Source organism: Shimia isoporae (assembly GCF_004346865.1).
Lineage (GTDB): Bacteria > Pseudomonadota > Alphaproteobacteria > Rhodobacterales > Rhodobacteraceae > Shimia > Shimia isoporae.
Genome location: NZ_SMGR01000004.1, coordinates 141135 through 154899 on the forward strand (window position 1 = coordinate 141135; position 13765 = coordinate 154899).

The 13765-nt window shown below is 55.2% G+C and carries 12 protein-coding genes; 8 read left to right on the top strand and 4 right to left on the bottom strand.

What is annotated here, in order from left to right; genetic code table 11:
• Together BXY66_RS17555 and BXY66_RS17560 are read right to left on the bottom strand one after the other, a co-directional pair.
• Positions 1–1653 (bottom strand): mechanosensitive ion channel family protein, encoded by a 1653-nt coding sequence (locus tag BXY66_RS17555; RefSeq protein WP_243694425.1) that lies wholly within the window; start codon positions 1651–1653, stop codon positions 1–3.
• Positions 1654–1867: 214 nt separating this feature from the next.
• Complete coding sequence (locus BXY66_RS17560; RefSeq protein ID WP_132861711.1) at positions 1868–3094, bottom strand: argininosuccinate synthase; 1227 nt, start codon at positions 3092–3094, stop codon at positions 1868–1870.
• A gap of 149 nt (positions 3095–3243) precedes the next feature.
• Between BXY66_RS17560 and BXY66_RS17565 the strand changes: the two genes are divergently transcribed.
• Positions 3244–4011 (top strand): hypothetical protein, encoded by a 768-nt coding sequence (locus BXY66_RS17565; RefSeq protein ID WP_132861712.1) that lies wholly within the window; start codon positions 3244–3246, stop codon positions 4009–4011.
• A gap of 38 nt (positions 4012–4049) precedes the next feature.
• Positions 4050–5288, top strand: coding sequence for a threonine ammonia-lyase IlvA (ilvA, locus tag BXY66_RS17570; protein WP_132861713.1), 1239 nt, complete (start codon positions 4050–4052; stop codon positions 5286–5288).
• Positions 5289–5292: 4 nt separating this feature from the next.
• On the opposite strand, the gene BXY66_RS17575 is transcribed toward ilvA, so the two are convergent.
• Entirely contained in the window at positions 5293–5616 is a 324-nt protein-coding gene (locus BXY66_RS17575) for an Hpt domain-containing protein (protein WP_132861714.1), read from the bottom strand.
• A 152-nt stretch (positions 5617–5768) separates the two neighbouring features.
• On the opposite strand from BXY66_RS17575, the gene BXY66_RS17580 reads away from it, so the two are divergent.
• On the top strand, positions 5769–7037 hold the full coding sequence (locus BXY66_RS17580; RefSeq protein ID WP_243694426.1) for a PP2C family protein-serine/threonine phosphatase: 1269 nt from the start codon (positions 5769–5771) through the stop codon (positions 7035–7037).
• Here the strand turns inward: BXY66_RS17580 and BXY66_RS17585 are convergent.
• A complete protein-coding gene (locus tag BXY66_RS17585; RefSeq protein ID WP_132861715.1) occupies positions 7034–7471 on the bottom strand; it encodes an NUDIX hydrolase in 438 nt (145 codons plus the stop codon). The two genes, BXY66_RS17580 and BXY66_RS17585, sit on opposite strands and share 4 nt — an antisense overlap.
• Positions 7472–7549: 78 nt before the next feature.
• Here BXY66_RS17585 and hslO point away from each other — a divergent pair, with 78 nt between their 5' ends.
• The 5 genes from hslO (at position 7550) to BXY66_RS17610 (ending at position 13676) form a co-directional block, all read left to right on the top strand.
• The gene (hslO, locus tag BXY66_RS17590; RefSeq protein WP_132861716.1) at positions 7550–8551 is read left to right on the top strand and encodes an Hsp33 family molecular chaperone HslO; all 1002 of its coding nucleotides are present in this window, start codon (positions 7550–7552) and stop codon (positions 8549–8551) included.
• Entirely contained in the window at positions 8544–9143 is a 600-nt protein-coding gene (locus BXY66_RS17595; protein ID WP_243694427.1) for a CoA pyrophosphatase, read from the top strand. The genes hslO and BXY66_RS17595 overlap by 8 nt, the downstream gene beginning before the upstream one ends.
• Positions 9140–10300 (top strand): CCA tRNA nucleotidyltransferase, encoded by a 1161-nt coding sequence (locus tag BXY66_RS17600; RefSeq protein ID WP_132861718.1) that lies wholly within the window; start codon positions 9140–9142, stop codon positions 10298–10300. Before BXY66_RS17595 ends, BXY66_RS17600 begins: the two co-directional genes overlap by 4 nt.
• Positions 10301–10583: 283 nt before the next feature.
• Positions 10584–12425 (top strand): ABC transporter ATP-binding protein, encoded by a 1842-nt coding sequence (locus BXY66_RS17605; RefSeq protein WP_132861719.1) that lies wholly within the window; start codon positions 10584–10586, stop codon positions 12423–12425.
• A 36-nt stretch (positions 12426–12461) separates the two neighbouring features.
• Positions 12462–13676, top strand: a complete 1215-nt coding sequence (locus BXY66_RS17610; protein WP_132861720.1) for a class I SAM-dependent RNA methyltransferase — start codon at positions 12462–12464, stop codon at positions 13674–13676.
• The last annotated feature ends 89 nt before the right edge of the window (positions 13677–13765 follow it).

The following is a 13765-nucleotide window of genomic DNA, read 5'->3' on the forward strand; positions in this document are numbered from 1 at the left end:
TCAGGCCTCCTTGGGCTCTTCGTCCGGAATCAGCGTTGCTTCATGGGCGAGAGGACCTTCCCAATCCACGTCCGATATTTTCAACTCGGCTGTATCGGCCTCATAATTTGGCGTCATGATCTGGACTTGGTTTTCATTGAAAACGTCGGTGATGTTCTTGTGCAATTCAGACAGCATGAGGGGCAGCGATGAGCCTCGGGTTGTGAAAGCGTTGATCTGATAGATCGTCGCAAAATCCGACAAACCGGTTACCAGTACAAACGGTGCGGGAGATTTCTTGAGTCCGGTTGTACGCCGCGCGGACTCAATCAACATCGCTTCGACTTTTTTGCGCGGTTCTTCATAGCCGATGCCGACAGACGTATGCAGCAACAACCCCTTGCCGTCGATCTTGCTTGAATAGTTGATGACTTCGCTGGAAAGCAGCGTTGCGTTGGGGATCGAGATCAGCTCGTTTTTGACAGACTTGAGATAGGTTTCCATCAGGCGGATCTGCATTACGTCGCCATAAAAATCACCTACACGGATGCGGTCACCGACATTCATACTGCGTTTATAGAGCACGAACAGACCTGCAAGCACGTTGGAAACCACGGAGTTCGAGCCAAGAGAAACCATCACACCAACAAGGATTGTCAGACCTTGAAAGGCCGCTGAGTCTGACCCGGGTATATAGGGAAAACAGATCACAGCAGCGATCACGATCAGTCCGCCACGGATTAAGTTGAAGGTCGGCCAGATCCAGTGCTCTTCAAAGGCGTGCAGCTCTATGACGCCCTGATCGACGCTTTCAAAAAACAACCGGGTTCCTTTTATGAGCCAACGTGTGATTGCAGCAATGATCAGGATCGTGATCAGGTTTGGCAAATAACTCAAAAAGCCAGCCAGAATACCCAATATCGGGTCGGTTACATAGCGGATCAACAGCTCCGCGATCGGGCGGGTGTTCGGAAACGATAGAAGCACAAACGACAGATAGTAATAAAAGCCGGTAAACAGCGTAATATCCACCAGCAGGCGAATGAAGAAACGCGCCAAGTTGGACACTGCCGAACTTTGCACGATGTCTGCGGTCGCTTTCTGAAGCGCGCGCGCGCGTCGTTCCACAAGCCTTGCGACCAGCCGCGGAACCCGCTTTCTGAGCCAGAGCAGGATTGCGCAATAAAGACCAAAGACCAAAGACCATATGCCAGCCGCGATCGCCCCGTAGGAAAACGCCTCATCCGTGCGATTTGCACGATACAGCAGGATGGCTTCTTCAACGGCGTCGGCATGCAATTGCGCCAGCACCACAATGTCCATTTGCTCAAAATCGGCGTCGGCTGTTGTAGTCACTGTTACAAGCGTGCCGTCAGCGTAGATCGAGCGCCCAAGTTCGCTGCGCTCGATGCGCATATGTACTTCGGTCGCTTCATTTCGCGTGGCCACTTCAATTATGCGGGTGTTGACCAGGTCGGCCCGCTCTTCTGCCGGAAGCGCGGTGGACCCCCTGACCGAAAATATTTCTTCGCCATCGACAACCACTGGGGCGAGGTAGACCTCACTGTCTACCGCATTGACGTCTTCTTCCGGGGGGTCTTCTTGGGCAACTGCCAGCGTGGCGCAGAACATCAGAATGCTCACAGCCATCAGTTTCTTGAGCAGTGAAGTCATCCTGTTCGTCCCCGTCAGAGTGCCTCAGCGGTTTACATCCGCTGCTTTTGTAAAATGCTAGTTGCGCTTGGCACATTCGCAAAGTGATTTATCGATCTCTGTGCAATCAGCTTGGCGAGTGTCGAAGCGGGGACTCAGTTGAGGCATCTCGGTTTCAAACGAAAAGGCCCGCCAAAACTGGCGGGCCTTTGAAAACTCAAGGTGGCCGTCGGCTTCAGCCGTCGACGCGTTTGTTGCGCATTGCGATGAGCTTAAGACGCAGCGCTTGCAATTGGATGAAGCCGGCAGCGTCCTTCTGGTCGTATGCGCCAGCGTCGTCCTCGAAAGTCACATGTTCTTCCGAATAGAGAGAGTGTTCCGACCAGCGACCGACGGTATTCACAGAGCCCTTGTAAAGTTTCAGGCGCACCGTGCCCGTTACGTGTTCCTGGCTCTTGTCAATTGCCGCCTGGAGCATCTCGCGTTCGGGCGAGTACCAGAAGCCGTTATAAATTAGCTCGGCATAGCGCGGCATCAACTCGTCTTTGAGGTGCATCGCGCCGCGGTCCATCGTGATCGATTCTATACCGCGGTGCGCTTCAAGCAACAGCGTGCCACCCGGGGTTTCATAGATGCCACGGGATTTCATCCCGACGAAGCGGCCCTCTACGAGGTCAAGACGGCCGATACCATGCTTGCCACCGTATTCGTTGAGTTTGGTCAGGATCGTTGCTGGGCTCATAGCCTCGCCATTGATGCTGACGGCGTCGCCCCGTTCGAAACCGATCTCGATGAATTCGGGTGCATCGGGCGCTTCCTCTGGATGCACCGTGCGCTGATAAACATAGTCCGGTGCCGCAACAGCCGGATCCTCAAGTACTTTGCCCTCGGAGGATGTGTGCAGCAAGTTGGCGTCCACAGAGAACGGCGCCTCGCCGCGCTTGTCCTTGGCCACCGGAATCTGGTGTGCTTCCGCGAATTCCAGAAGTTTGGTGCGCGATGACAGGTCCCATTCACGCCAAGGCGCAATCACCTTGATGTCCGGGTTCAGGGCGTAGGCCGCCAATTCGAAACGGACCTGATCGTTGCCTTTGCCCGTGGCGCCATGCGCCACAGCATCGGCACCGGTTGCCTCAGCGATCTCGACCAGTCGCTTGGAAATCAGCGGACGCGCGATGGACGTGCCAAGCAGGTAAAGACCCTCGTAAACCGCATTGGCGCGGAACATCGGGAACACAAAGTCACGCACGAATTCTTCTCGGACATCTTCGATAAAGATGTTTTCAGGCTTGATGCCCAGCATTTCGGCTTTTTGGCGGGCTGGTTCCAGCTCTTCGCCTTGACCCAGATCGGCGGTAAAGGTCACAACTTCGCAACCATATTCCGTCTGCAGCCACTTCAGGATGATCGAGGTATCCAGGCCGCCAGAATAGGCCAGCACAACTTTCTTCGGTGCGGACATGTCCAAATCCTTTGTACGTGTATCGCAGGCGCGATAACGGGTTTTGACCAAAGGGGCAAGACGGAGGGGCACCCTGACTTGCTTTTGCTGCCCAATCAGGTTTTTTCTGGTGTCACGACAGAACCAAAATACTTTGAACGGGGAATTTCATGGAAGGCTGGAAAATTTTTGCGCATTCGGTGCGCCTTGTCGCGCGTAACTGGCGTGAGGCACTCAAGATATTTCTCGTGCCCGGTCTTATTGCCGCCATTGTCCTTGGATTTGCTCTCACATCGAGCGGCGTTTCCTATTCCATGATGACCAGCGAAGAGGCGACCTCTGCAGAGTTTTTCTCGGGGACGACAGTGTTTTCGCTGCTGGTCGGATATCTTGCTGTTTTGATTGTTGCGTTCTGGTGTGTCGTCTCGTGGCACCGTTATGTGCTTCTTGAGGAATATCCGTCCGGATGGATTCCGCCTTTCCGTTTTGATCGCATTCTGTCCTATCTCGGACACGGTCTTCTGCTCATACTGGTCGCGATGGTTTTGATGGTTCCGGTGTTTGCGATTATTGCATTGTTGGCAAGCATCGGCCTTGAAGGGTTGACTGTCGTCCTTGCCATTCCCGCCTATTTCTTTGTCGTCGTGATTATGTACCGGCTGGCTCCAATCCTTCCAGCAGCAGCCATCGGCAAACCATTGAAGCTCATGGAAAGCCTTCAAGCCACAAAGGGTGCGGCGGGCGCGATCATCCTTCTGCTGGTCGTCAGCTTCGCGGTGAACTTGGCTGTTCAACTGTTGGCAACTTTGCTCGGAATGATATCTCCGGTTGTTGCCGGTCTGGCCCTGTTTCTTGCAACCTTGTTCCTGATGATGGTCAACATCAGCATTTTGACCACTTTCTACGGGCTTTACATCGAAGGCCGGTCCATCGACTGACCCTTGCCACCGCACCCGTCTTCGGTATGTGATCGGGCATGTCTGATTTTCAAACCAGTGCCCGGTCCGCCGTTGCGGCGATGCGTGAAGTCTTTCCTGCAACGCCCCTGCAACTCAACGCACACCTTTCCAAACGGTTTGAGGCGGATGTCTGGCTCAAACGCGAAGACCTGACGCCGGTCCGTTCCTACAAGTTGCGCGGAGCGATGAACGCGATGCGAAAACGTCGCGCCGAGGATCCCGACCAGCGAATTTTTGTCTGTGCCAGTGCGGGCAATCACGCACAGGGTGTCGCATTCATGTGCAAGCATTTTGGAGTTCAAGGCGTGATCTTCATGCCGGTAACAACCCCGCAGCAAAAGATCTTCAAGACTCAGGTTTTCGGGGGCGATAACGTCGAAATTCGCCTTGTCGGGGACTATTTTGACGATACCCTCGCTGCCGCCAAGGCCTATTGTGACGAAGCCGCCGCCGCATTTCTCTCGCCCTTTGACGACGAAGATGTGATCGAAGGGCAGGCGGCTGTGGCAGTCGAGATTGAAGAACAGCTAGGCCGCGTTCCGGATCACATTATCCTGCCCGTCGGCGGAGGAGGGCTGAGCTCTGGTGTGCGGAGCTACTTTGCGGCCCAAACCCGCTACACATTCGTGGAACCCTCAGGTGGTGCCAGTCTCGCGGCTGCCGTTGAGGCGGGGCATCCGGTTACGCTCAATCAATTGGATGGATTTGTGGATGGCGCAGCTGTGGCGCGCATTGGCGATCTGACTTTTGCACGTCTTGCAGACATATCGCGAAGCTCGGTGATCGCAGCTTCGGAAGACCGGATTTGTGCCACAATGATGGAGATGCTGAATGTCGAGGGAATCGTATTGGAGCCTGCAGGCGCGCTCGCTGTCGATGCCCTAACCGATGTGGCTGACCAAATTCGCGGAAAGACAGTTGTTTGCGTCGTGTCTGGCGGAAACTTCGACTTTGAACGCCTGCCCGAGGTCAAGGAGCGAGCGCAGCGTTTCTCTGGGGTGAAAAAATACTTCATCCTGCGGATGCCCCAGCGACCCGGTGCTCTGCGTGATTTCCTTGAAACATTGGGGCCCGAAGACGATATTGCGCGTTTCGAATACCTCAAGAAGTCGGCACGCAATTTCGGCTCGGTTCTGATTGGTATTGAAACAAAAAGCCCGCAGAATTTCGACGCGCTTTTTGAACGCATCGAAGCTGCGGGCATGACGTTTACTGACATAACCAACGATGAAACGTTGGGTGAGTTCGTCTTGTAATGTCTTAGGCGGCGGCCAGTTTCTGTTGGAAAGTTGCTTTGCTGTCTGCAAACGCAGCCAGCACAGCGGGCACGTCAACAGATGCAGCCTGACCAGCGGCGGAGGCCGCTTCGCCTGCCTGGCAAAGCTGAGAAAAGGTTTCAAAACCGAGGTTTAGCGCGCTACCTTTGAGGAAGTGCAGGTCGGCCTCCAACGAAGACAGATCAGGTTCCGAACGCAGACGTTCAATCACTTCTTCGACTTCGTCCAGAAAGAGGTCGACGACCTCATCAAAATCTTCGGGTCCGATCTCGTCGCGCAGTTCTTCCACGCGTTCCCAGTTAATCATGGGTCTCTCCATTTTGACTTTGGGTGGAGAGTCGCAGGGAATGGTTAACAAAGTCTGGCTTTTAAAATTTTATGTAAATCTTGCTTCGCGTTGACGTGCTATTAAGTGACACCCCTCTAGGGTTTGGAGAATTCCCAAAGACCGAGGGTTGGATGACTTTGCAAACGATGAATGTACAGGCTGTGGACGTTGCGCCGGATACCGGGGTGATCCGCCGTGTGCTGGTTGTGGATGACAGCCGGGTCCAACGCCGTATTCTCAGTGTTTCGCTGAAGCGCGAGGGCTATGAAGTCATCGAAGCCGCCTCTGGTCAGGAAGCACTCGAAATCTGCCGTGAGGACCTGCCCGATCTGATTTTGTCGGATTGGATGATGCCCGGCATGTCTGGTCTCGAGTTCTGCCGCGAATTGCGCGAGATCCCATTTGAAAGCTACGCATATTTCATCTTGCTGACCTCCAAGAGCGAGAAGGGTGAAGTTGCTCAGGGATTTGCGGCGGGTGCGGATGATTTTCTCACCAAACCGGTGAACGGATACGAATTGCGCGCGCGGATCAGCGCGGGGGAGCGCATTCTCAAAATGCAGCATGAGCTGACCGAGAAAAATCGCGTGATTACCGATACGCTGGATGAGCTACAGCGACTCTACGACTCCCTCGACAACGACCTTCTGGCGGCCAAGAAGCTTCAGCAGTCTCTGGTCCCGGATCGGTTCCGCGACTTCGGTCAAGGCGCAGTCTCTCTTCTGTTGCAATCCTCAGGCCACGTTGGCGGTGACCTTGTTGGGCACTACAAAATCTCCGAAACACGTGTCGGGCTCTACTCGATCGATGTTTCCGGTCACGGTATCAGCTCGGCGCTGATCACCGCGCGGCTGGCAGGATATCTTTCCTCGTCTTCTCCGGAACAGAACGTGGCGATGCAGGTTTATCCGGACGGGTCGCACGAACACCTGGAGCCCAAGGAAGTTGTGCAGCGCCTGAACGAGATCATCCTCGATGAGATGGAGACAGAGCACTATTTCACTATGCTACTGGCCGATGTCGATCTCGAAACCGGCAAGATTGTTATGGCGCAGGCAGGTCACCCGCACCCGCTGATACAGCGTGCAGATGGCACAATTGAACAGGATGGTCCCGGTGGCCTACCTGTCGGTCTGATCCCCGGCGCGGAATTCTCGCAGTTTGAGTTGAGCCTCAAGCCGGGCGATCGTCTGTTTATGATGTCGGACGGCGTCACGGAGTGCCCGGACACCAACAACGGCATGCTTGGTGAGGAAGGCTTTGAAGATCTGGTCAAGGGTCTGAAAGGCCACGCGCTTGAGGAAACGCTGCAGACGATTGTTTGGCAGCTTGACGAATACAGCGGTGGTCAAGGCTTCCCCGACGATATTTCCGGTATTCTGTTTGAGTATCGCGGCTAAAGCAGAAACGTCCTGACAAACTGTCGGTCGCCTTCGTTGGCAAGCACTTTTGCTGCCACCTTTGCAGGCATCCACACCGGCTCATGATCGGTTTCCAAAGGCGGGCCAAGTCGTAATGCTGGTCGCGCCACGTAAATCGCACAGACCTTCTCGGCCCATTTGTCGTATTCCGGCATATACGTGAAACGGCGAAATGCGCCCAATCGCCGTGGCGTGGTCATTGTATATCCGGTTTCCTCGTATACCTCACGATGCAGAGCCGACACCGGAGACTCTCCCGGATCAATACCGCCGCCCGGCAGCTGGAACTCGTCATGCGGCGCATGCTGATAGGTCACCAACAACTCGTCTCCGCGCAGCAAAATGGCGTAAGCGCCAGGCCGGATAACATAACGCCGTCCGCTTTCCGGTGTCCGTCCGAAACGTGGTATCATGCGTGAAACCCCTTTTTGTCGCTCTTGCTGGCCCTATATAGTCGCGGTATGGCAAGGGAAGGCCGATAAGGAAACCCCATGAAACCCGCAAACTCGATTGCCTGGGACGACACAGTACTGCCGTTCCAGCTGGACAAATCTGACATTCGCGGCCGCGTTGCGCGCCTTGATGGCGTGCTGTCGGGCGTGCTCAAGCAACACAACTACCCAGAAGTTGTGGAAGCTCTGGTGGCCGAGATGGCCTTGCTGACCGCATTGATCGGCCAGACCATCAGCCTGCGCTGGAAGCTGCAACTTCAGGTGCAATCCAATGGCCCTGTGCGCATGATCGCGACCGACTATTATGCTCCCACCAAGGAAGGCGAACCGGCCCGCATTCGCGCCTACGCCAGCTTTGACGAAGAGCGACTTACCGATGGCGCACCATTCGATCAGCTTGGCAACGGTTACTTCGCGTTGCTCATCGATCAAGGCGAGGGCATGCAGCCCTATCAAGGCATCTCTGGTCTGAACGGCGGCTCTTTGCAAGCTTCGGCGGAGGCGTATTTTGCGCAATCCGAACAGCTGGCCACCCGCTTTTCGCTCAAGTTCGGCAAATCGATCGAGCCCGGTGTGGGTGAGCATTGGCGGGCCGGAGGCATCATGCTTCAGCACATGCCCAAAGCCAGCCCGCACGTCACCGGCGAGGGCGGAAGTGGCGATGGTGGGCTTTTGTTGGCTAAAGACGTGCTGAATGAAGAAGACGAAGAGAACTGGAACCGCGCCAATATCCTTCTGGATTCGGTTGAGGATCTGGAAATGATTGGGCCTTCCGTTCCACCCACGGACCTTTTGATCCGTCTGTTCCACGAGGAACAGCCGCGTGTTTACGACACGCAACCGGTCAAGTTCGGATGTACCTGTTCTGAGGAACGTGTGCGCCAGTCGCTGTCGATTTATTCGGCCAAGGACATCGAAAAGATGACCACACCCGAGGGTCGTGTGACTGCGGATTGCCAATACTGTAGTGCGCACTACGACCTTGACCCGGCGACGGTCGGCTTTGATGCCAAAAAGGACGGAGACGCCGCGGGTGCCTGACCCGCTCGCTTCCCTCAGGGCCGCGCTTTCTGCAGAGAGCGCGGCCTCTTCCGACTTTGATCTGAACCCAGATGTCGTCCTACCACAAGGTCGCAAGTTACGGCCGGCAGGCGTTCTGGTTCCCATCGAAATCCGCGATGGTGTTCCGCACGTGATCCTCACTAAACGGGCCAGCCATCTCAAGCATCATCCCGGTCAAATCGCGTTTCCCGGTGGAAAGCAGGACGAGGCCGACGCTGATGTCATCGCCGCTGCTTTGCGTGAGGCCCGCGAAGAAATCGGACTGCCGCCAGAAATTGTGGATGTCATTGGCACATTACCCACGCACGAAACGGTCACCAGCTTTCGGGTTACGCCAGTTTTGGGACAAGTGAATGATGTTTTCGACATTGTCCCCGAACCGGGAGAAGTCGAGGAAGTATTTCGTGTCCCACTGGCTCATGTAACCGACACCGCGCGGTTTTCCGTCCAGTCCCGCCGATGGCAGGGGCAGCGGCGCCACTACTTTACCGTTCCCTTCGGCCCCTATTACATATGGGGTGCAACGGCCCGCATATTGCGCGGCCTGGCGGAGCGGATGGACCAAGTATGAAGGTAACCGGGGATTGGCTGACCAATCCAGCGACACAGAAGGTGTGCAAAGCCCTAACTGAGGCGGGCCATCGGGCGCTGTTTGTTGGCGGTTGTGTGCGCAACGCGCTTTTGCAGGCACCCGTCAACGACATAGACATCTCCACTGATGCTCTGCCGGAACAGGTGATCGCGTTGTCGAAGGCCGCCGGTCTCAATGCCGTTCCAACGGGCATTGAGCACGGAACGATAACTGTCATTTCCAGCCATATTCCGCATGAAGTCACCACCTTTCGCCACGATATAGAAACCGATGGAAGACGTGCCGTGGTGGCCTTCTCGCAGAATGTCGAAGACGATGCGCGAAGACGCGATTTCACAATGAACGCGATCTATGCCGAACCGGATGGTACCGTTGTCGACCCACTGGGCGGCATGGAAGATCTGAAGGCGCGTCGCTTGCGATTTATCGATGCTGCTGAAGATCGCATTCGAGAGGATTACTTGCGAATTCTGCGCTACTTTCGTTTTCACGCGATCTACGGCGATCCTACTGCGGGTATGGACCCTGATGCGCTGGCTGCGATTGCGGCCAACACAGACGGGCTATCGACGCTTTCAAAAGAGCGCGTGGGGTCGGAGATCAAAAAACTACTGAAAGCTCCTGATCCGGCACCTGCCGTCGCGGCAATGCGCTCGACGGGTGTTTTGCATGCAATTCTTCACGGCACTGACGATAAGGCGCTAGCTCCACTGGTGTATTTCGAGCAAATGCTCGATCTGTCGCCAGCTCCCATGCGTCGCCTTGCAAGCCTTGGGGGAGTTGGCATGACAGAAGCGTTGCGTCTTTCCAAACGCGAGTCCCGCGTCCTTCAGGACTTGCGGGAAGGCGTGGAGAACACCATGGGTCCCGCCGAGTTGGGCTATCGTCTCGGAGAAGAGGCGGGCGTTTCCATTCTTCTTTTGAGGGCGGCAATGCTTGAGTTGCCTTTCAACCCTGCAGGTCCGGCCGAGGTCGCGCGCGGAGCAGCTGCTGAGTTCCCCATCCGGCCAGCGGACCTAATGCCTGATCATGCCGGTCCAGCGCTGGGCAAGGCTCTCAAAACGCTGGAAGCGCGCTGGATCGAGTGCGGACTTACGGCGACAAAGTCAGAATTGCTTGCCCATTTGAAGGGCTGACGGCATCCGAGAATCGATACCGACGAAAAACCGATGTTTTGCCGACGCGATGCAGACAGCAAAATCCGGCACGCCCGAAGGCGGGGTTTTCTCACCAAACATTCACAGACTGTGCGATTGACAGGCCGATGACCTTGCGGCAGTCTGGCGTCACCTGAGTTGAAGGAGGGTGCAAGATGTATCGCGGAATCTGGTTGTCATAAGCACACCCTGACCGCACGCGCGCGGCCAGACGGTTCGTGCGCTCTCACATTTTGTCCACCCTTTTTGTTTGGGTTTCCCCATGTTCAAGTTTTTCGAAAACCTCGTTGACCCTTATTGCGACTACGTTGAAACCGACGAGCCGCCCCGCAGGCTTTGGCCTTTCCTTATGGATTACGCGCAGCCATTCAAGCGCGTATTCGTGTTGGCCGCGATCATGTCAGTCGTGGTCGCTGCAGTTGAAATCGGCCTGATTGGCTACATGGGTCGCATTGTCGATTTATTGGTTGGCGATCCCACACAGGTTTGGGTCGAGCACAAATTGGAGTTTGCGCTTGTCGTGTCTTTTGTGCTGTTGATCCGACCCCTGTTGCAGGGTCTGGATGTGCTGCTGCTCAATAACGCAATGCTACCAAACTTTGGCACACTGATACGTTGGCGTGCACATAAACACGTTTTACGACAATCGGTTGGTTGGTTTGAAAATGATTTTGCAGGCCGCATAGCGAACCGGATAATGCAGACGCCTCCCGCGGCTGGAGAGGCGATGTTTCAAGTCTTTGACGCCATCACGTTTTCCATCGCCTATGTAGTTGGTGCAGCCATCTTGTTGATGGATGCGGATCCACGCTTGGTGCTGCCCATGCTGATATGGCTGGGCCTTTACGGCGTATTGGTGCGCTGGACAGTGGTCCGTGTCGGACCTGCTTCACAAAAGGCTTCGGACGCTCGTTCACGCGTTACTGGTCGTGTTGTCGACGCCTACACCAACATCCATTCAGTGAAGCTGTTTGCACACAACAAGCGCGAGTTGGACTATGCCAAAGATGCCATCGAATATTCCCGCGAGACGTTTCAAGAAGAGATGCGAATCTACACCATTATGGATGTCGTCCTTGTTTTCTTGAACGGCCTCTTGATTGTAAGCGTGGTTGGTTGGGCGATTTGGCTTTGGATGCAAGGCCAGGCCAGCGTTGGCGTGGTAGCGGCGGCAACAGCTTTGACTCTGCGCCTGAATGCCATGACAGGTTGGATCATGTGGGCTTTGACCTCGTTCTTCCGTCAATTGGGCGTTGTGGCAGAGGGCATGGAAACCATCGCGCAACCGATAGATCTGGTGGATGACAACCAAGCGACGCCACTTCGTCTGTCTGAAGGCAAAGTCGAAATCGATGCGCTCTCGCATCACTACGGTCGTGGTTCTGGTGGTCTGGACGCGATATCACTGACCATCGGTCCGGGGGAAAAAATTGGGCTTATCGGTCGCAGTGGTGCGGGCAAATCGACGCTCGTGAAACTGCTGCTGCGGTTCTATGACGCCGAATCGGGCCGAATCCTAATTGACGGTCAGGACATCGCCAAAGTCACCCAGGATAGCTTGCGCGATGAGATAGGCATGGTGCAGCAGGACAGTTCGTTGCTTCATCGGTCTGTGCGGGACAACCTACTTTATGGTCGGCCTGATGCGACAGAAGAGATGATGATCGAAGCCGCCAAAAAGGCGGAAGCGCATGATTTCATTCTCGATCTTGAGGATCCACAAGGACGAAAAGGGTATGATGCACACGTTGGAGAACGTGGTGTGAAACTATCAGGCGGCCAGCGCCAACGCATCACGCTTGCGCGGGTCATACTAAAAGATGCGCCGATCCTTCTTCTGGATGAAGCAACCAGTGCCCTGGACAGTGAGGTGGAGGCAGCTATCCAGAACACGCTATATGGAATGATGGCTGGCAAGACGGTGATTGCTATTGCCCACCGACTCTCCACAATCGCCGAGATGGATCGGATTCTGGTGCTGGATGACGGAAAGATCGTGGAGCAAGGCACCCATTCGGAACTCCTGGGATTGGGCGGACTGTATGCAGGCTTCTGGGCAAGGCAGTCCGGAGGTTTCATTAATGCGGACGAGGCTGCCGAGTAAATTGACCCATACGCGTCCTCGGGGTAGGGGACGCGTATGAAGCAGTTCACAATTCAAAGACTGGGCCTTCATGGCGATGGAATCACCGATGGTCCAATCTACGCTCCTCTCACGTTGCCCGACGAAGAGGTAACCGGCGTAGTCGATGGAGATCGTCTGAGCGACATTCGGATCGTGACTCCTTCGGAAAGCCGCGTGAAATCTCCTTGTCAGCATTTCAAGGTCTGCGGTGGGTGCCAGTTGCAACATGCCTCTGACGATTTCGTGGCGAACTGGAAGGTGGGTGTCGTCCAGAAAGCCCTTGCAGCGCAAAGCCTCGACCCAAATTGGAAGCCAATTCTGACATCTCCTGCGGCCTCGCGCCGTCGCGCCGTTTTTTCAGCAAAGCGCACAAAAAAAGGAGCGACAGTTGGTTTTCACGCACGCGCCTCGAACGTCGTCGCGGATATTCCAAAGTGCATCTTGCTTGATCCCAAACTCGTCCCAGCCATGGGTATTGTTGGAGAGTTGGCCCGTATCGGCGGCTCGCGCAAAGGCGAACTCAGTGCAACAGTGACGGCTTCGCTGGGTGGTTTGGATATTGCCGTTAAGGGAGGCAAGCCTCTCGATGGTCCCCTGCTGTCATTACTCGCTCAGGAAACCGAGAGACACAAACTGGCGAGATTGGCGTGGGAGGGCGAAGTCGTAGCAACGCGTGTTCCTCCCTATCAAAAGTTCGGCAACGCCAAGGTGTTGCCGCCGCCAGGCGCGTTTCTACAGGCGACCCCACAAGGCGAATCAGCCTTGCTGGAGGCGGTAGAGGCGGCGATCTCACAAGGTGACAAGGGAGTCGATCTTTTCGCTGGTTGCGGGACTTTCACTTTGCCACTTGCTCAACGCGCGCAGATGCATGGAGTCGAAGGTGAGCGAAGCATGATCAAGGCCTTGGACGAAGGCTGGCGAACGGCGGAAGGCCTCAAGCGCGTGACATCCGAGACCCGTGATCTGTTCCGGAACCCGATTATTGCGCAGGATCTTAGATATGATTTCGCAGTAATCGACCCACCACGTGCAGGGGCAGAGGCACAAGTCGCCGAACTGGCTCAATCTGAAATTCCGGAGATTGCCTTCGTCAGTTGTAATCCGGTTACCTTCGCGCGTGATGCAGCGACTTTGGTCAAATCCGGTTATACTTTGGACTGGGTCCAGGTTGTGGACCAGTTCCGATGGTCCAGCCATATCGAACTGGCGGCCAGATTCGTGAGAAATTGATGTATTTCACAGCGACGTGACAGGTTTTTGCGGCTTTTCTCTGGTATGAAATTGTCACAAGACAACAAAAAACATAACGAGGCGAAATC